The organism is Paenibacillus sp. 1SOY10 (assembly GCF_056836745.1).
The window spans coordinates 20,007-38,208 of record NZ_JBXENK010000018.1 but is presented as its reverse complement, the minus strand read 5'-3'; the positions used below and the strand labels follow the sequence as shown (position 1 = coordinate 38,208).

Sequence of the window (18,202 nt, the reverse complement as noted above, 5' to 3'; positions counted from 1 at the left end):
TTTATATGTTTTAGTAGAGGGTTTATTTGCTGCGCAGCTTGCGGAAGAAGGTTGTCAGCAAGGAAGCGCACTCCTCCTGCAAAATGCCGTGAGTGACTTCGGTACGATGGTTGAAGCGTGGTTCCTGCAACAGATTCATCAATGTCCCCGCGCACCCTGCCTTGGGGTCAGGTGCTCCATAGATGATATGGGGAACACGGCACTGGACTATGGCTCCTGCACACATAGGGCAGGGTTCTAGCGTAACATAAAGACGGCAGTGGAGCAGTCGCCAAGCCCCAAAGTGATTACTGGCTTCGCGAATCGCAATCATTTCTGCGTGGGCGGTGCCGTCCCGGGAACTTTCCCGTAGATTATGCCCGCGTCCCACAATCTCGTCTCCCCAGACAACAATGGCGCCGATGGGGACTTCCCCGATAGCTTCAGCCTGACGAGCTTCCTCTATGGCTTCTGCCATCCAATACTCATGAGAGTGAATGGAGGCGGGAGGCTCGGGAATGAGGGGGGATGAGAATGGCATGCTCTAATTCAACTCCTTCAAATTCGGTGATATCCTCGTATTTTGTCCAACGAACAAATATTCGTTGTTAACATGTTGTTAATAACATTGTGCATAAGTGCTGCAATATCCCCAATTTTACTCACATATTATTCAAAGGGGTTGTTAATATGTTAATACTTTGTGGATAAACCAACCTGCTCTGATCTATACAATGATTAACTTTTACTTATTGTAAGAAAGTAATCTGGGGATTTCAATGTCTTTGCAAAACATTACATAACAGGTATGATGAGAGTAGACAGCCCTGGATTCCCATATATATCCACATTATCTTGGAGGTGGGAAGCCACATGACGATTAAGACTAAGCTCGCTTTAATTATATCTTGTTTTTCCCTGATTATCTTGTCTTTAAATATTGTACTTAGCTTCTTGTTGACCCGTGATAATCTGCATAAAGATAGTGAGGACAATATGATGCTTACGGCTAATCATATAGCGATTGCTGTCGAGCAGAGCCGTTCGGTTTACAATTATGTGAAATTGACGCTCGGTGACAAGATGAGTGAGGATATGATTGAGCCCGTCCTGCAAATGACCAGCCCGGAGCGTATTTGGGAGAGATCGCTCACGCGAAATAAGGATCTGCTGGAGATTACCGGAATTGACCCGGGATACACGGATGATAGACGCTGGCTGTTCGGTACATACAACTATAAGAATGATCAGGTAGTGGAAGAAGGGGTCAAAGAGTCGATTGCCCAGAATCGGAGTCTGCTCTATAGCACCTGGATAGACGGAAAGCATGTATTGGAGAGCTATGTTCCTATTATGGCAAGCATGCAGCAACCTTACGTCATTCGGGTTGTGTCCAGCTACGACCCTATCGCAGCGGTGATTACGGAACAAATTGTAAGCCAGATTCTCGTTTCCCTTGGGTTACTGGGGTTGTTGATTTTGGCAAGTTATTGGCTGTCCGGCGGGTTGATTCGCCCAATCCGACATATTCTTGATCAGGTGAATGTCCTTTCCGCTGGGCAATTTGAAAATCGCTTAAAGGTTGGTCGTCGTGATGAACTTGGTTTGTTGGCACACAAGATCAATGCCATGGCCGACAATCTGGGGGAGTATACGGCAGAGCTGAAGCGGAAGAACGAAGAGAACCGTTCCATGAAAGAATACTTGGAATCCATCATCAGTCAGACGGCTGATGCGATTCACGTTACAGATGTAAAGGGGAGAGTGCTGCAAGTTAACTCTGCCTTTGAGAGCTTGTATGGTTGGACCAGCGAGGAAATCGTCGGTTCTGTACTGAACTTTATCCCATCCTCAGAACAGGATGGCCGTCCAGTCTGGCAGCATGAGGCGGAAGTGATCAGCCGGTCGGCTTCTGTTCTGGCAGAGACGGTACGCCTACGTAAGGATGGCAGCTTGGTAGAGGTGAGCATCAGTGTGTCGCCTGTCTTCGACCAGGAGGGGGAGATCACGGCATTAATCACCATTTCCCGTGATATGACGGAGCACAATAGGATGGATGAATTGCTGCGGCGCTCGGAGAAGCTTACAACCGTAGGACAGCTTGCGGCCGGAGTTGCCCATGAAATCCGTAATCCTCTAACCACGCTGCGTGGCTTTCTGCAGATGCAACAACGGACAAAGTCAATTAATGTCATGCATACCGACGTGATGTTATCTGAACTCGATCGTATCAATTTAATCGTTAGTGAATTTCTTATTCTGGCCAAACCGCAGGCTGTGCAATTTCAAATCAAGGATGTCCGTTTTACCGTGGCCGATGTCACCTCCTTGCTCGATAGTGAAGCTCATTTGCGCAATATTGAATTCGATGTACTTTTCTCTCCGAGTCCAATTCTGGTACACTGTGAAGAGAATCAATTGAAGCAGGTATTTATCAATATCCTGAAGAATGCGATGGAGGCTATGCCCAAAGGCGGTAAGATTATGCTTCATCTGGAGGTTGAGGGGCATCATGCCCTACTGCGGGTGATCGATGAGGGCGAGGGAATTGCCAAGGAGCGGCTCCATAAGCTGGGCGAACCTTTCTATACGAATAAGGAAAAAGGGACTGGTCTTGGACTTATGATCAGTCATCGCATCATAGAGGGTCATCGTGGAACGATGGTGATTGAGAGTGAGCTAGGTGAAGGGACCGTCGTAACGATTACGTTGCCGCTGGCACAGCAAGCGGGGCGGGAGGAAAATGAAGTGCAGGCTGATCTCGCCTAATCAGGTGGTTGGCTTCATGAGGAAGGACTAAGAGAGGTTACATATGCGAATTAATAAATTTATCAGTGAGACGGGATTTTGCTCCCGCAGGGAGGCCGACAAGCTTGTGGAGTCCGGCCAGGTAACGATTAATGGGGTTCAGGCCTTGCTCGGTAGCCAAGCGGAGCCAGGAGACGATGTACGGGTTAACGGCCGGCCCATCCAGTCGCAACGTACCCGGCGGCATGTCTATATCGCGCTAAACAAGCCAGTCGGCATCACAAGTACCACAGAACGGCATATCAAGGGCAATATTGTAGATTTTGTAGGGCATGAAGAGCGTATCTTCCCCATTGGGCGGCTAGATAAGGATTCTGAGGGTCTGATCTTGCTGACTAGCGACGGGGATATCGTGAACAAGATCCTGCGTTCGGAGGGCAAGCACGAGAAGGAGTATATTGTGACGGTGGATAAGCCGATTACCCCCAGCTTTACCCGAGCTATGAGTGAAGGTGTAAAAATCCTTGGGGAGAAGACCTTGCCTTGTCAAGTAATACGGGTGACCGAGCGAACGTTCCGCATTGTACTTACCGAGGGGAAGAATCGGCAAATCCGCCGGATGTGCAGCGCCTTGGGATACGGAGTTCGCAAGCTGCAACGCGTGCGTATTATGAATATCCGCTTGGGTCAACAAAAGATTGGTAGTTGGCGGGAACTAACGGAACAAGAGAAGCAGGAACTCGGGGATGCCCTGAACTACAGCCTAAACTAAGAAGGAACCTGTCATAACCACGTTACAGTGGATGGCAGGTTCCCTTTTCATATGATCTCTTTGGTTTCATTCATTAATGAGCTGCAGTTACGCCTAACTGTTGGCTGTTGTCCGAATACTTCCGGATGATGGATACTTCCACCCGACGGTTCTGCGCCCGTCCAACCGCCGTATCGTTCTCGGCCACAGGATGATATTCGCCATAACCGATGGCACTGAATTTCTTCGGATCCAGATGTTCATTGAACAGCAGGATTTTCATGAAATTCAAGGCACGGACTGAGCTCAAATCCCAGTTGGAGGGGAACTGATACGTGTTAATGGGTACATTATCGGTGTGCCCCGAGACGATAACCTCATAATCGGGGAATTCCTGTAGCATGACAGAGATCGCCTTGGCCAACATCCGGGCTTCGGGCTTCACTTCCGCTTCTCCGGAGGGGAACAGGGCATTATCACTGATCGTAATCATAAGCTGAGACTGATTGAGATTTGTATCCAAATCCTCCGTCAATCCATTTTGCTGAATATAATTGTCCAGTTGTTGCTTGAGCTCCTCCAGATTTTGCTGTTCCTGGCGTTTCAGTTCGTCTTGTCTGGCAATCAAGTCAGACGAGGACTTAGGCAAGTCGCTCTCACTGTTTGAGGTATTTGAATTGCTAATCATCGCGTTCTCATTCAGGATGCCTACTCCACCGGTGAACACCCCATTAAACGCCTCGCTCATCTCCTGGAACTTCTGGGCATCGATATTACTCATGCCAAACAGAACGATAAAGAGGGCCAACAATAACGTCATCAAGTCAGAATAGGGCAGCAGCCAGCTTTCGTCGGCATGCTCTTCATGGTCTTGATGCTTATTCTTTTTGCTCACCTTCACCCGCCCCCTTTTCTAGGATTTTTGCACGTTCGGAAGGGGTTAAGAACACGGCCAGCTTCTGCTGGATCGCAATGGTGGATACGCCGGATTGAATGGATAGCAGACCTTCTACCATCATTAGCTTTACTTCCATCTCTTGTTTGGAGAGACGTTTTAATTTGTTGGAAATAGGATGCCACAATACATAACCGGTAAAGATACCGAAGACGGTAGCGATAAATGCACCCGCGATGGCATGGGACAATTTATCGATATCACTCATATCAGCCAAAGCGGCAATCAAACCAACTACGGCCCCGAGTACCCCAAGGGTTGGTGCATACATCCCTGCTTGGGAGAACATCAAGGCACCCGCCTTATGGCGTTCTTCTGTAGCGGCAATATCCTCGGTCAAGACGTCCTGAACGAATTCCTGATCATTACCGTCAATGATCATCCGCATGCCACCGCGCAGGAAGTCGTCATTAATTTCATCTACTTTAGCTTCCAGAGCAAGCAGACCCTCGCGGCGGGTGATTGTAGCCCATTCCATGAATAGGGTAATTAACTCGCCTTTGCTAATCATTTTAGGTTTGACAACCGTCAGCTTAATCAGCTTCGGGAATTTCTTCAACTCCGACATGGGGAAGCCCACGAACAGGGTTGCCGCCGTCCCGACAAATATAATGACAAAAGCCGCGGGATTTTGAACCAGGGATTCGACAGGCGCGCCTTTTAGAAACATCCCCAAAATAAGAGCGACGAATCCGAGAATAAGACCAATAATTGTTGAAATTTCCATTGTACACCTCGTCCTTGAGATAAATTGATTCCTTTCCTTGCCCCTCCCGCATCCTTGCGGAATAGGCGGGTCACGCCACTTGAAACGATGTATCTACTTTATCGACAGAATTCCCTTTTTTTTTAAGTGGTTTTTTCCGGTATAATAGGAATACAGTCTAAATAGAGAGGTTGGAAGGGAGGATATAGCAGTGGGCGTAAAGCATGGCAGAGATTATGAATATATTTTGGCTGATTTGATGAAAGCGGTTAGCCAGATTAGTGATAGCTATCTTTTTTTTGAAATGGAGCCCTCCGAGTGGGATAACTTGTCTGAGGCGGATCGGGAAGAAGTACAAGAAGCGCTGGCGGAAGACCTGTTCTTCGCCTTGGGAACTGAGCCGATGATTGAGGTTGGCAGTGCCATCGTTATTTATGATCCAGAAGGCCATCGGATCAACTTCTTGATAGGAGAAGCCGAGTTGACCTCAGTTACGTTAATTTGAAGCAATGGTTCAAATCCGTGGACAAGCCTTCGTACTGTCTATGTGGGTACGCATGAAGCTGTGAGGTTGGGAATACAATAGATGGAGAGCGAAGCCGGGACAGACCAAGAGGGAATCCTGGTGCGCAGGAAACAGGCTTACATACAGGAGTTCTTGAAGAGAACGGGGAGGAAGAAATATGCCGTTTACACCGCAAGAAGTAGAAGCGCATTTGGAGAAGCTGGAAGGCTGGGAGCTTGAGGAAGGAAGATGGATCTTCCGTAAATATACATTTTCCAGCTTTATGAAGGGGATTGCCTTTGTGGATGAGGTCGCGGCAATTTCCGAGGCTTTCAATCACCATCCTTTTATCACAATTGATTACAAGACAGTCACTCTTCGATTAACCTCATGGGAAGATGGGGGCATTACAGCCGTTGATATCAAAGAGGCACAGCAATACAATGAGGCCTTCGAGAAGATGTCCTGATTCCAAAGCAAACACCCCCACCTTGGTGAAAATGTCATTAAGATGAACTTCACTTAATGGCATTACACCTTGGTGGGGGTGTTTTGTCTATCCGTTATTTCTTCTCCGCAAGCCACATGGCTACGTTCGCAATCTCTTCATCCTGCAAGCGATCCTTGAACGCAGGCATCATGCCGCCTTTTCCCTTGGCAATGATGGAATATAGCTCTTCTGTTGTCAGTTGGGCCCCGATTTTGTCCAGAGCCGGGCCCGCTCCACCCTGAAGCTGGTCGCCATGACAGCTAATACAGTTAGCCCGGACCAGAGTTTCGGCTTGTTCCGCGTTCATCGTAATTTCGGGCAATTGCGGGGGCTTGGCTTCTTCTTCAGTTTGTTCTCGGCTAGGTAAGGTAAACATGAGTACAAGGGCAAAAGCGCCTGCTATAATGAACAAACCGCTCATGATCCACTTTTGCATTTCAATCGTCCCTCCTATGTCAGCTACCTATTATTATAACGGAACAAACTGCCCGTTCATAGCCTTTGTGACAAATTTGGAAACGAATGAATTTTAAATTCGTGTTGGAATGTGCTTTAGTTCATAGCGAATCATCGGTCGAGATGATCATGTTAGCTTGAGTTACTGAGCTGAAGTGGAATCGCCTTTGTACACCATGCAATAGAATGGCTTAGATACCCCACCCGGAGTCATCTTCTCGTACAAATCGGTAATGGTAAAGCCTACCTTCTGGTAAGCCCGGATCGCTCGAGTGTTCCAGGTGAGCACTTCCAAATCGATTTCGTTGTCGGGCTTGCGTCTTCGAGCTTCTGCGACAATAGCCTCCACAAAAGACTTACCCAAGCCATTTCCGCATAATTCGGGTTTCAAACCTATACCCAGACGGGTAACACCTTGTAAGGGGAAATATTGGGCGAACCCGACGAGGCTTCCGTCTTGGTCCAGAACGGATATATACTGTTCAGTTCGTATCACAGGATTCCCGAACTCTACATCGAGCGCTTTCATTTGTTCCCACGGCAGCCAGCTATAGATATCATAAGGAGAATCGTAATGCCAGGTACAAATCTCGGCTCCATGAGCTTCTTCCATCGGTGCAATCTGAAATTGAATGATTGGTTTATCCATTTTGCCTCTCCTTTAATCCGGCATGTATGAGGTGACAGGACCGTGAATATTCTCGTACCCTCACAATAACGGGATTTGTCGGGCTTGTAAAGGTTTACCGGAGTGGGTTAGCGTTTTCTGACTGGGAAGTGTAGCAAATAAAAAACCCGCGAGAATGTTGTAATCAACATCTCCACGGGTTTGAATGTTAGTACCTATTCAACATCATCGTGCTCGGCAGCATCGCCGGTCACTTCTTCATACTTGTCAGTGCTCATGATACGCTTAGCACCGATATAGCGTTCTGCATAATATTTCTGGCTCAATTTGCTAATGATAACTCCTTTAGAAGTAGAAGCATGAGCAAATTCGCCGTCGCCTACGTAGACACCTACGTGGGAGACTCCCTTACCAGAAGTGTTGAAGAATACCAAATCGCCAGCAATGAGTTCACTTTTCTTTACGGCCGTTCCCATCTTATATTGTGATCCGGATTGATGAGGAAGTTTGATGCCAATTTTAGAGAACACATACATAGTAAATCCTGAGCAGTCGAAACCAGATGTTGAGGTTCCGCCGGCAACATAGTCGGTACCAAGAGCTCCATCAATCGCGGTGTTCAGTTTGGAATCCGCGAAAGCGCTACCTGTTCCGAGGGTGAAAAGCAATGCAAAACTTACTGCTGCTACGGTTAAACGCTTCTTCAAGAAGTTATGCTCCTTCCAGTGCCTACGAGGTTAGCTTAAGGATTCGGTTGAAGGTCCCCTATGATCCCTCTATTGCGAGATCAATTCACCCAAAGTGGTTCCCCCGTTTCCCCGGTGAAGGGAACTCGGCTTTTGATTTCACACCTAAATTTGCCTTAATGGCAGATGGCAACGTGATGCTACCAAAGATGACAAAAGTAATTACAAAACTGTTACTTAAATTGCCTGCTGTTATTGTAGCAGAGGGTAGTATATTTTGGCAATGCTTAATTCACAAGATTAAGAGAACAAATAGAGCACAAAGGACTTTGCCAGCTTGCAAAGTCCTTGTGCCCTATGGGTTTGGAGAAGGTAAAGAAATTTTAACTTTTTTGTGTTTTTGCTCTCCAAAGTTGAAATTGAGAGGTAACCTGCCAAACTCTAAAAGTGCAGCGAAAGAAAGGATAGGTTTGCTGCACGATTAATGCGAGCAGACCGGTCCAGATCCAGGATACGGTGCCCATGAGCAGGAATACCACGAGCGCGGAGAAGCCAAGAATCAGAGCTATGCCTAAGCCTTGCAAGAGGTGGCGAATGCCCACCAGCAGGGAGCTCCATGCTCCGGATTTAAATAGATAGCCGAACTGAATAAATAACAAGCATTGCCGAACGACCCAGCCGTACAGGAACCAGCCCAGCAGGAGACCTAGTCCGGTGAGCCAAATAGGCAAATGATCTGCGGCACTCAGCAGACCTGGCCATAGGGACCATAACTTGGGGATGATCCACAAGGCCGGCAGCAGAACCAGAGTCAGCTCCAAGATATAGAATAGCAAGACCGGCTTACCAAACTCTTTCATTCCCCGAAACAACGGGAAGCCAGATGCGCGCTCCTCAGACGGGGTAAGCCCATACAGGATACCGGCTTGAATAAAAGGGGTGAGAAGAAGTCGTAGTACAATCATGCCGGCCAGCAGCCAGAGGTACCGTTGTACATCGGGATGACTCCACAGATTGACTTGCCCCTCCAGCAGGAACAATATTTTCGCAAGAGGTGTGGGTGGCGGATTAGGGTACCTCTGTAACAGAGAGGTAATGGCGGTATCAGCAAGCCGATATATAAGCAGTCCCCATAGCAACTGGTAGAGAAATAGAACAATCACTGAGAGGAATTGACTCTTGAGAGCGGTAAAACCCTGACGGACATAACTCATTTCATCCCTCCTTTATAGATGCCTACCAAATGAATAGACCTAGGACTGCCTCCAGCAACTTGGTGACGCTCATATTGGAGCGGGAGAGAAGCGGCTTCGGAATGTCTGCTTTCAGGTAGTTGTTAATTCGCTTATTCTCTACTACCAGCGTATATTCGGGGTCAATTTGGACCCAGTCGATGGGAGCCTTATACTGGAGCTTAAGCTCTAGTCGATGATCTTCACCATTCCACTCTTTGCGTACGGTATGACCATCCGTGAAGGTGAATAATAAGGGCACCTTCGGATGTGTGGCTCCTTTGCGTGAGAACGTTACGGCTGACTCATACAAAGTACCCTTGTCTTGCTGGATCGATGTTACGCGAATGTCGTCCACGGAGAAGTCGGCCATTTTATCATCAAATACATATTGGTTAAAATAAGTCTTCCAGCTTCGTCCCGTTACTTGTTCGACAATCCGCTGGAAATCGGCTGTGGTCGGGTGCTTGAATCGGTACTTGTAGCTGTAGGTATTGAGAATACGCTTCATGGTCTTGCTACCCACCTGGCGTTCAATATCCAGCAGAATCAATTTGCCCCGGTAGTAGACATTGCGGGCGTAACCATCTCCTGGTGCATACTCCCAAGCAGGCTGCGTCAGGGACTCGGGAGCAGAGATCAACGTTGATTGTATAGGCAGGTTCGGGGCAATGCCAAATTCTTGTTCCATTAATTTATCTTCGGCATAGGAAGCGAAGGCTTCGTCCAGCCAAGCTTCTTCAAATTCGTTGCTAGCGATCATTCCGTAAAAAAACTGGTGAGCAATTTCATGAATGACGGTGCGTTCAAGCTCATCATAATCCGGGGAATCGCCGCGAGCGCCGAAGGCTGTGACCAAGGTGGGGTATTCCATACCGCCGGCACCATTGCCCCCCGCCGGGGGAACCACGATCGACAAGGTGGAGTACGGATAACGCCCGTACCACTCACTGAAATTAGCCAGAGCCACCTTGGCGGCGTAGAAGTAGCGTTCTTTCAGGTCCTCATGCGCTGGATCCAGATAGAGCTTGACCCGAACACCTGGCACTTCGGTAGAAGAGAAGGGCTCTTCCGCATAAATAAAGTCAGGCGACGCCGACCAAGCGAAATCATGGACATCGTCGGCATAGAACTGTACGGTCTTCCGTCCCTCTTTGACAGTGGCTTTCTTCGTCTGAAATCCGGTAGCGGCTACAGTGTAATGCTCAGGCACATTAATTTTCACACTATAAATCCCGAAATCGGAATAGAACTCGGAGTTGCCATGATACTGATGAAGGTTCCAGCCTTCGCTGTCTCGCCCCCTTGTTCCTACGGGTTCATATACGCTAATCTTGGGGAACCACTGGCCAGCCATGACAAAGTCATCGGAAACGCCCATGCGGGCAAAGATTTTTGGCAGCTTGACGGTAAATTTGAGGCGAAGCGTCAAGCTTTCTCCTCCTTGCACGGACACAGGCAAGCGCACCTTGGCCAAAGTCTGATCTTCGGCATTGCCATCATCAGGTTGTACATACTGGATTCGATGCAACAGCGAGATACCGTCTGTAGTTCGTAGTTCAGTAATCTCCATGGAGCCCCAGCCATCCTTCGGCATCGTATCGTTGCGCAGCTTACCACCGGATTCCTTCATAAAGGTAGAATTCTCCGAAGCAAAGGCATTGGGATATAGATGTAGATAAATTTCATTAATAGTCTTCTTACCGGGATGCGTCCAAGTCACCGTCTGTGATCCGGATAGCGTCCCCTCTTGTTCATTGAGCGTGGTATTGATGTGGTACTCGACCACTCGGTGGCTCAGTACTTCAGCGGTAGGCTGCTGAATGGTCTCAGCCTGGGTCGGGGCAGGAGGTTGCGGGGCCGTCAGGACAGCCTGAGGCTTGCCCGACTTAAGCGCAAGTGAAGCTAGTCCCTCTCTGAAGCCGGGGAAAGCCAGCAGGCCGACCCCGAGGGTCAAAAGCAAGGCGATCATGGATAGGCTATAGATTATAGTACGTCGGGTCATACAATGGATACCTCCCGTTGACAAGCATCTACAGCATGTATATGTTTGCTTTTGGAAGATTATTAGCTAAAATTGAATTAATGTGTGTGTTCAAAAAGTCGAGTACGAGGCAGATCGTGATTCACGGTCGGTAATGTGGAAAATGGAGGAGAACTATGGAGCAGTCACCTAAGGCGGGCAAGAAAATCTTCGCCCTGAATATTATTAGTAATGAAGAGAAAAGCAAGCATAAAGGTTTCGGTGCCGGTTCCATTGACTTGAACAGCTTGTCCCCGGTCATTATTGACGGCGATGAGGTCTACATTGATATCGGCGCGATGCATGCCAAGAGCAAGGTCGAGAAGGGTATCAAATTCTCGGCGGAACGGGAGACCGTACCGGCGGGACGTCAGGTATGGATTGTCTGGGTCGCTGTGGACCGCGGTCCTGAAGGACAATTTTACGGCGGGATGACAGCCTGTGAGATGTGGATTGATACCGAGGCGCGCCGGGGTTGGAAATTATTAGCCGAGCATGTCAACAAGATGGATTACGCCCTGAAGCGCAGAGTGATTCTGGACGGCTTGACCGCGGAGCACAAGGCCGCGCTTAAGAAGCTGTTGATTGACACTAATGCGGAATGGTGGGAACGTACACCAGACGAACTGCGAGCGGCTTTGGAAGGGTAAAATAGAAACAGCGATCATTCAAGGGGATCTCCCCCGACATGATCGCTGTTTTTGTTATTTCTCGGCTACCCCGGGCCATATATTGCCCCTCGGGTCTGCCACAGACACGTACGGGTTGCCTTGAAGGTAAAAGCGCCATGGCTTCGCGGCGTACTCCTCAGCATAAGCAATATTAATTCGCGGGGCTTGTACCAAGTCTTCTGCTACGGGTGCCCCGCCTTCCAGCCAGAGCAGCCCTGCGGGCTGTGTCAGCGGCAGTCCGTTCAACGTCTTGTCGATTTGCAGCGCCCGGCACAACTTGCCGGGGCCACCGGACAAGTCGACCGGCCGCTTGGCTACCGTACCGCGATAGCGGCGCATCAACGTCTCGTCTGCTGTGGTCAATGGCTCTACGGCCCGGATGAGCACCGCTTGCGGGTTCCCGGCAGGGCCGGTAACAACATTCAGGCAGTGGTACATGCCATAGATTAAATAAATATATGCGGTGCCACCCTCACCGAACATAATTTCGGTTCTCGCCGTACGGCGTCCGCCATAAGCATGACTGCCCTTGTCCTCAACACCGCCATAGCTTTCCGTCTCGACAATGCGACAACGGATATTTCCTTCGGGGGTCTGGCGGATAAGAATCTGGCCTACCAGCAGCGGTGCGGCCTCTAGTGCTGAAAGCTGATAAAATTCCGCAGGAAGGGGGCAACCCGGAAGGAAGCTGCCACGAACAGCGTCCATATAGAGCCATCTCCTTTTCGTTTTTATAACCTATCGTAAAGGGTCCCGCTGCCCTTTGTCCAATTTCGTGGTTTAGATTTCAGCTTGCCTGCACCCTTCTGTCTCGGTTAGTCCATCCACCAGCGCTTCAAATCGCTCCACCATGAGTGGCTTTCCGGCCGCTCCTTCTCCGTCGGTGGAGGCAGCGGCTGGGGTTCGGCTTCGCCATGCTCCATACAGAATTCGGTGGGCTCACTGCCCTGAATGAACACTTCTAGCTTGCGTTCCGGGCAATCCTGCGTGGCCAGAAGGCCTGTGTCCGGGTCAATATACACGCTGACAACCCCATCGGGGATGGGGAAAATTTTCGGGGGCACTTTTTTCAAAGCCTCACTAGTGTATTTGGCGAAGATGGGAGCGGCTTTCCGTGATTCGGCCGTACCCAGATGCTTGCCCTTGTCGTAACCGACCCAAACGGCGGTCGATAGCTCTGGCGTAAAGCCTACGAGCCAGGCATCGGTCCCTGTCGTTCCCGTCTTGCCTGCAACAGGACGCTTGATCTCGCCGGACACACGGCTGCCTGTACCCCCGCTCTCAAAGACACTCTCCATCAGATGGGTAAGTACGTAAGCGGCGGCGGGTTCCACAACTTGCTGAGTTACGGGAGGTTTCGCCTCATATAATATACGTCCCTGACTATCGGTAATCTTCAGCACCGCTATCGGGTCGACACTGCGTCCCTGATTGCTGATCACTGCAAAGGCGGCAGCCATCTCAAACGGACTGACCGGAGATGTCCCGAGTGCCAAGGAAGGTACGGCTTGCATCGGGCTGGTAATCCCCATTTTCCGGCTCATTTCTACGACTTGCTCGGCCCCTACCGTTAAGATCGTGTTGACTGCATAGATATTGTCTGAGGCCGCAATGGCTTGTCTCATGTCGATTTCACCCAAATACTTGTCGCCAAAATTTTTCGGGCTATACGTCTTGCGATTGTCATCGTAATGGAACAGGGTGGGCTGGCTGCTGAATTTGCTGGCACTGGTCATTTTCCCACTGGATAGTGCGGCTAGGTACATAATGGGCTTGAAGCTGGAGCCGGGCTGCCGGGTTGATGCAAATACGTGATTATATTGGCTTTGCTTATAATTAGCCCCACCAACCATGGCTTTAACGTGACCGTTTCGTGGATCGATCGAGATCAAAGCCACCTCCAGCTCCGGACTGCCGCTTAATTCGGCGGTTACCGCTGCTTCGGCTGCTTGCTGGGCTTCTGGATCAAGGGTGGTGTATATCTGAAGGCCTCCGTGCTCCAACAGCGCTTCATCGAAGCCTAGTTCGGTGACCACCACATTACGGATGTAATCGCGGAAATAAGGAGCTTTGTTCACGGGACTTGGCTGCTTGGGCGACTGGAAACTGAGCATAACCTCATAGGCATCCTCCGCTTCTTGCTGTGTGATGCCGCCCGTGGCAGTCAGTGCAGACAATACCGTACGCTGACGATCCTTGGCATTCTTCATATGATTGAACGGCGAATAGTAGGTAGGCCCCTTGGGTACCCCGGCCAGCATAGCGCTCTCGGCCAAATCAAGCTCCTTGGCGGATTTGCCAAAGTACATTTGTGCGGCTGCCTCGATACCATAAGCACCGTGACCATAGTAAATTTCATTAAGATACATTTCTAAAATATCGTCTTTGCTATATTTCATTTCCAGTTGAGCCGTGTACATCGCTTCTTTCAGCTTACGCGACCAGGTGCGTTCATGGGATAGATACAAATTTCTCGCCAACTGCTGCGTTAGCGTGCTTGCACCCTGGACCATATCCATCTCTTTGATATTGACGAGAACGGCCCGGGCCATGCCTTTCAGGTCAAAGCCAACATGCTCGTAAAAATGCCGGTCCTCGGTAGCGAGAGTGGCTTGAATGAGCCAAGGGGAGATTTCACTAAGCTGGGCGCTCTCCCGGTTCCGTCCGCCATCGGAGAAGACGGCAATGGTATCACCACGGCTATTCATTAGCTGTGAATCCCGATCCGAGCCTGCCAGTGGCAGTTCGGCTTGATATAGATATAGTAGCAATAGGCCAGCGGCACATAAGCCTGACAAGCCCGTGATGAAGATTAACTTGAACAAGAACCGCCAACGAAAGCGGAATTTACGAGGGTGATGCCGATCGCTGCGTACGAGTCTATGCACGAAGGTTACTCCTTTCTTTAGATGACGGACCAATGATAGCTTCTAGTATGGGAATTTTTAGGCCGAGTCATTCATATTGAGTTGGAAAGTATGATAGTATGATTAATGTCACGATTTTATAGGAATAAGGCGGGATTCTTATTAAAACAAATAATCCGACCCGAAGCTTGCTTGCGGGTTTAACGATGATATTGGTAGCGCTAGCGGTAGGGTGGATGTTCTATGGACCATCGGCTCTTCCTTTCAGCAATCCTGAAGGGAAGGGGCTGGAGGACGCTAGCAACTCCGCAGGAAGCATCAATGCAGAAGATTTGCCGGGCCAGGCGGAGGCCGAGAATGAAGCTTCAAATGATGCGAATATACATACTAGCCAGGAGTCGCCGTATTTATTAGATCGGCTTCCCTTTGCGGCAGAAGAGGTTACTGCGATTACGGTGGGAGGCAACGGGAGCAGTTATGATGTGCCCGAGGAACGCCGCGCCGTACTGCTGAATTCTTTGCGTTTTACGGATATGGACAGCGCTCTGGCCGAGCCGCTTCCGGCAGCCTCACGCCAGCCGGTGGTGCTGCAATTTGCCTTGCCGGACAAGTCATTTGACCTCACTTATGACCTGACAGCCAATGCGTTTGAACATGAAGGGCAATATTATTATGCTGACGACCAGGTATTACTGTTGCTGCAAGGGCTGCTGCGAGAGCGAGAGGAACTGGCTTCGCTGGATGCGCTGCTGGAGCAGGCCAGAGTGGAGCAAGAGCAGGCGGAGCCGGCAGATCCAGAGGCGCTTGCGCCGGAACGGGCTGAAGTGGCAGGGTTGGACTACCTGGGCTGGGAGCAACGGCTGGAACAGGCGGGAACGGACGAAGTCGAGTGGACGAAGCCATTTTATGATGATAATACGGGAGAAGTGAAGCAGGCACGGCTATATCAAGACGGAGTGCTGTTGCTGAACCGAATGGTCGTGTTTACGCAGACCAATTATGCAACGAAGGACGGAATCAAGCCGGGCATCAGCGCTGGCGAGGTGGAACAGAAGCTGGGCTCTGAGGCCTCAAAGCTTACGAGCCGATGGAGCTATAAGCTCGGAGACTATTTTCGATTCCACGTATATTTCCAGAAGGGGCAAGTACAGTATGTAGTGCTGAGCCAACCGCTCTAAGCATTTTTTGATCTTGCATTATAATAGAACGAAGCCGCCGATTCGGCGGCTTTTTAATATGGCAATAAGAGATATCCTCCGGCTTTGTGTGCCGGGCGTATTGAATTGAAGTAAGGAACTGGATATAGTAGTACAGTAAGGATCACGGTTTACGGCAGGTTGCGACAATCGGATCATGTAATAAATAGAGGGAATGGAGAATGGCGTATGTCTGAGACGATTCCGGTGAAATTGTTGTTGACCAGTCGCCAAGGTGAGGATGAGAAGGTTCAACGACTGCGAGGAAACGCCCTCTTGCGTGGTGGAGCCGTATATATTCGTTATAACGAGCCCGAGCCTGGTCATGAGGGCGCCCAGACGCGCACAATGCTTAAGATTACTGGCGAAGAATTAAAAATTATGCGGCATGGAGGCGTCGAATCGGAGCAAACTTTCCGAAGTGGCCGGCGGTTGCCGGGATTTTACCACTCTGCCTTGACCCGCTTTCCATTATCTACAGATACCGTCAAATTAGATTCACATCTGACCCGCGTAACTGGCGTTGTCAATTGGGAGTATGATTTGTACGTGTATGAGGAATGTTCAGGACGTTTTGATATCAGTTTACATATACAGGAGGACGTTTAATATGCCACACAATCCGTTGGAACAAATGAACCAGTCGCTAAAGGAAGCGGTCATTGAGGCCATTGTTGCCGCAGGACTGGCGCAGCCAGAAGAGATTCCGGCTATCGTGCTGGAGGTGCCGAAGGATAAGGCTCACGGTGATTTTGCGACGAACGCAGCGATGCAGCTATCCCGGATCGCCAAGAAGAACCCGCGTCAAATTGCCGAGGATATTTTGGCCCATTTGAATCATGAGAACGCTGGAATTGAGAAGGCGGAGATTGCTGGACCTGGGTTTATCAACTTTACGCTGGGTAAGAGTTATCTCTATCCGATCTTGTTGCAAGTCTACCGCGAGGGAGAGAACTACGGACGCACCAACCAAGGGAAAGGGCAGAAGGTGCAGGTCGAGTTTGTCAGCGCGAATCCTACTGGGAGCCTTCATTTGGGGCATGCCCGCGGTGCAGCCGTAGGCGACGCGCTATGTAATGTGCTCGATTTTGCCGGATATGAGGTTACGCGCGAATACTATATTAATGATGGCGGGAATCAGATTAACAATATGGGTAAATCCATTGAGGCTCGTTATTTGCAGGAGCTTGGCCAAGATGTGCCTATGCCGGAGGATGGCTACCATGGTGAGGACATCAGGGGGTTTGCCAAGGAGCTTGTAGCAGAGCAGGGGGACAAGCTGCTGCACATGAATGAAGCGGAACGCACAGCATTTCTTAGCCAGTTCGGTCTCGAGAAGGAGCTCAATAAGATCAAGCGGGACCTTGGACGCTTCCGGGTAGGGTTTGACGTGTGGTTCAGTGAGAGCTCATTATATGCGGATGGCCAAGTAGAGGCTTCACTTGCCGAGCTGCGGGATAAAGGGCAAACCTATGAGCTGGATGGAGCGACCTGGCTGAAGACGACAGAATACGGGGATGACAAGGATCGGGTATTGGTGAAGAATGACGGAACCTACACGTACTTGACTCCCGATATCGCCTACCACCGCAATAAGTATGATCGTGGATTTGATCGGTTGATTAACATTTGGGGTGCGGATCACCATGGCTATATTCCTCGTGTGAAGGCAGCGATGACTGCGATTGGCAAGGACCCGGAGAAGCTGACCGTATTGATTGCACAAATGGTCAGCCTGTTCCAGGATGGTGAGAAAGTCAAAATGTCCAAACGGACCGGTAAGGCAGTTACGATGGTTGATTTGATGGATGAGGTGGGCGTCGACCCGATTCGCTATTTCTTCACGATGCGTAGTATGGACTCACATCTGGATTTCGACATGGACCTGGCCATCTCGACGTCCAATGAGAACCCGGTCTTTTATGTGCAGTATGCACATGCACGGATTTGCAGCATCTTCCGTCAGGCTGAGGAACAGGGCATCGTGATTCCGTCCGCCGAGGACGTGGATTTGACGAAGCTGACGGCAGAGCATGAATATGACCTGTTGCTCAAAATTGGCGAGTTGCCTGAAGAGATTAGTCTGGCCGCCGACAACTATGCACCGCATCGTTTGGTGCGTTATGTGTATGAATTGGCCGCCCAGCTCCACAGTTATTACCGCGCCGAGCGGGTTATTACGGAGGATGCCGAACAAACGGCAGCGCGTCTGGTATTGCTAGGAGGCGTACGCGTGGCGTTGGTGAACGTGCTTACCTTGATTGGAGTATCGGCGCCAGAGAAAATGTAACTTGCGGCTTGAACTGAAT

18 protein-coding genes and 1 riboswitch are annotated in these 18,202 nt (G+C 49.8%); of the genes, 8 read left to right on the top strand and 10 right to left on the bottom strand.

Features of this window, described 5'->3' with window-relative positions; all coding sequences use genetic code 11:
- Positions 1–22 precede the first annotated feature (22 nt).
- Positions 23–520 carry a tRNA adenosine(34) deaminase TadA gene (gene tadA / locus AC1VOR_RS22890; protein WP_482621302.1) on the bottom strand — a complete coding sequence of 166 codons (498 nt, stop codon included), beginning with the start codon at positions 518–520 and terminating at the stop codon, positions 23–25.
- 332 nt (positions 521–852) lie between these two features.
- Between tadA and AC1VOR_RS22885 the strand changes: the two genes are divergently transcribed.
- Together AC1VOR_RS22885 and rluF are read left to right on the top strand one after the other, a co-directional pair.
- Positions 853–2,748 (top strand): ATP-binding protein, encoded by a 1,896-nt coding sequence (locus tag AC1VOR_RS22885; protein WP_482621301.1) that lies wholly within the window; start codon positions 853–855, stop codon positions 2,746–2,748.
- Positions 2,749–2,791: 43 nt separating this feature from the next.
- The gene (gene rluF, locus AC1VOR_RS22880) at positions 2,792–3,499 is read left to right on the top strand and encodes a 23S rRNA pseudouridine(2604) synthase RluF (RefSeq protein ID WP_482621299.1); all 708 of its coding nucleotides are present in this window, start codon (positions 2,792–2,794) and stop codon (positions 3,497–3,499) included.
- A 73-nt stretch (positions 3,500–3,572) separates the two neighbouring features.
- On the opposite strand, the gene motB is transcribed toward rluF, so the two are convergent.
- Together motB and motA are read right to left on the bottom strand one after the other, a co-directional pair.
- Positions 3,573–4,373: a flagellar motor protein MotB gene (gene motB / locus AC1VOR_RS22875; RefSeq protein ID WP_482621298.1), complete on the bottom strand. Its 801-nt coding sequence runs from the start codon at positions 4,371–4,373 to the stop codon at positions 3,573–3,575.
- Positions 4,357–5,160, bottom strand: coding sequence for a flagellar motor stator protein MotA (gene motA / locus AC1VOR_RS22870; protein WP_059048687.1), 804 nt, complete (start codon positions 5,158–5,160; stop codon positions 4,357–4,359). Before motA ends, motB begins: the two co-directional genes overlap by 17 nt.
- Before the next feature lie 190 nt (positions 5,161–5,350).
- Between motA and AC1VOR_RS22865 the strand changes: the two genes are divergently transcribed.
- Both AC1VOR_RS22865 and AC1VOR_RS22860 read left to right on the top strand, forming a co-directional pair.
- Positions 5,351–5,644, top strand: coding sequence for a hypothetical protein (locus AC1VOR_RS22865; protein WP_482621296.1), 294 nt, complete (start codon positions 5,351–5,353; stop codon positions 5,642–5,644).
- Positions 5,645–5,822: 178 nt separating this feature from the next.
- Positions 5,823–6,113 carry a 4a-hydroxytetrahydrobiopterin dehydratase gene (locus tag AC1VOR_RS22860; RefSeq protein ID WP_059048685.1) on the top strand — a complete coding sequence of 97 codons (291 nt, stop codon included), beginning with the start codon at positions 5,823–5,825 and terminating at the stop codon, positions 6,111–6,113.
- A 94-nt stretch (positions 6,114–6,207) separates the two neighbouring features.
- Here AC1VOR_RS22860 and AC1VOR_RS22855 read toward each other — a convergent pair whose 3' ends face one another.
- The 5 genes from AC1VOR_RS22855 to AC1VOR_RS22835 form a co-directional block, all read right to left on the bottom strand.
- Entirely contained in the window at positions 6,208–6,570 is a 363-nt protein-coding gene (locus AC1VOR_RS22855) for a c-type cytochrome (protein ID WP_482621294.1), read from the bottom strand.
- A gap of 162 nt (positions 6,571–6,732) precedes the next feature.
- Positions 6,733–7,239: a GNAT family N-acetyltransferase gene (locus tag AC1VOR_RS22850; RefSeq protein ID WP_482621292.1), complete on the bottom strand. Its 507-nt coding sequence runs from the start codon at positions 7,237–7,239 to the stop codon at positions 6,733–6,735.
- A 194-nt stretch (positions 7,240–7,433) separates the two neighbouring features.
- Positions 7,434–7,925, bottom strand: coding sequence for a C40 family peptidase (locus tag AC1VOR_RS22845; protein ID WP_482621290.1), 492 nt, complete (start codon positions 7,923–7,925; stop codon positions 7,434–7,436).
- 4 nt (positions 7,926–7,929) lie between these two features.
- Positions 7,930–8,066: riboswitch (cyclic di-AMP (ydaO/yuaA leader) on the bottom strand.
- Between the two features lie 221 nt (positions 8,067–8,287).
- Positions 8,288–9,118 (bottom strand): hypothetical protein, encoded by an 831-nt coding sequence (locus AC1VOR_RS22840; RefSeq protein WP_482621289.1) that lies wholly within the window; start codon positions 9,116–9,118, stop codon positions 8,288–8,290.
- 22 nt (positions 9,119–9,140) lie between these two features.
- Positions 9,141–11,141 (bottom strand): M1 family metallopeptidase, encoded by a 2,001-nt coding sequence (locus AC1VOR_RS22835; protein WP_482621288.1) that lies wholly within the window; start codon positions 11,139–11,141, stop codon positions 9,141–9,143.
- 155 nt (positions 11,142–11,296) lie between these two features.
- Between AC1VOR_RS22835 and AC1VOR_RS22830 the strand changes: the two genes are divergently transcribed.
- Positions 11,297–11,809, top strand: a complete 513-nt coding sequence (locus AC1VOR_RS22830; RefSeq protein ID WP_482621287.1) for a YwhD family protein — start codon at positions 11,297–11,299, stop codon at positions 11,807–11,809.
- A 54-nt stretch (positions 11,810–11,863) separates the two neighbouring features.
- Here AC1VOR_RS22830 and AC1VOR_RS22825 read toward each other — a convergent pair whose 3' ends face one another.
- A complete protein-coding gene (locus AC1VOR_RS22825; protein ID WP_482621285.1) occupies positions 11,864–12,538 on the bottom strand; it encodes a DNA-3-methyladenine glycosylase in 675 nt (224 codons plus the stop codon).
- Positions 12,539–12,645: 107 nt separating this feature from the next.
- Positions 12,646–14,718, bottom strand: a complete 2,073-nt coding sequence (locus tag AC1VOR_RS22820; RefSeq protein WP_482621283.1) for a transglycosylase domain-containing protein — start codon at positions 14,716–14,718, stop codon at positions 12,646–12,648.
- 185 nt (positions 14,719–14,903) lie between these two features.
- On the opposite strand from AC1VOR_RS22820, the gene AC1VOR_RS22815 reads away from it, so the two are divergent.
- From AC1VOR_RS22815 to argS, 3 genes are all read left to right on the top strand, one after another.
- Positions 14,904–15,875, top strand: a complete 972-nt coding sequence (locus AC1VOR_RS22815; RefSeq protein WP_482621281.1) for a hypothetical protein — start codon at positions 14,904–14,906, stop codon at positions 15,873–15,875.
- Positions 15,876–16,082: 207 nt separating this feature from the next.
- The gene (locus AC1VOR_RS22810) at positions 16,083–16,502 is read left to right on the top strand and encodes a YwiB family protein (RefSeq protein ID WP_482621279.1); all 420 of its coding nucleotides are present in this window, start codon (positions 16,083–16,085) and stop codon (positions 16,500–16,502) included.
- A gap of 1 nt (position 16,503) precedes the next feature.
- A complete protein-coding gene (argS, locus tag AC1VOR_RS22805; RefSeq protein ID WP_482621277.1) occupies positions 16,504–18,183 on the top strand; it encodes an arginine--tRNA ligase in 1,680 nt (559 codons plus the stop codon).
- Positions 18,184–18,202 lie beyond the last annotated feature (19 nt).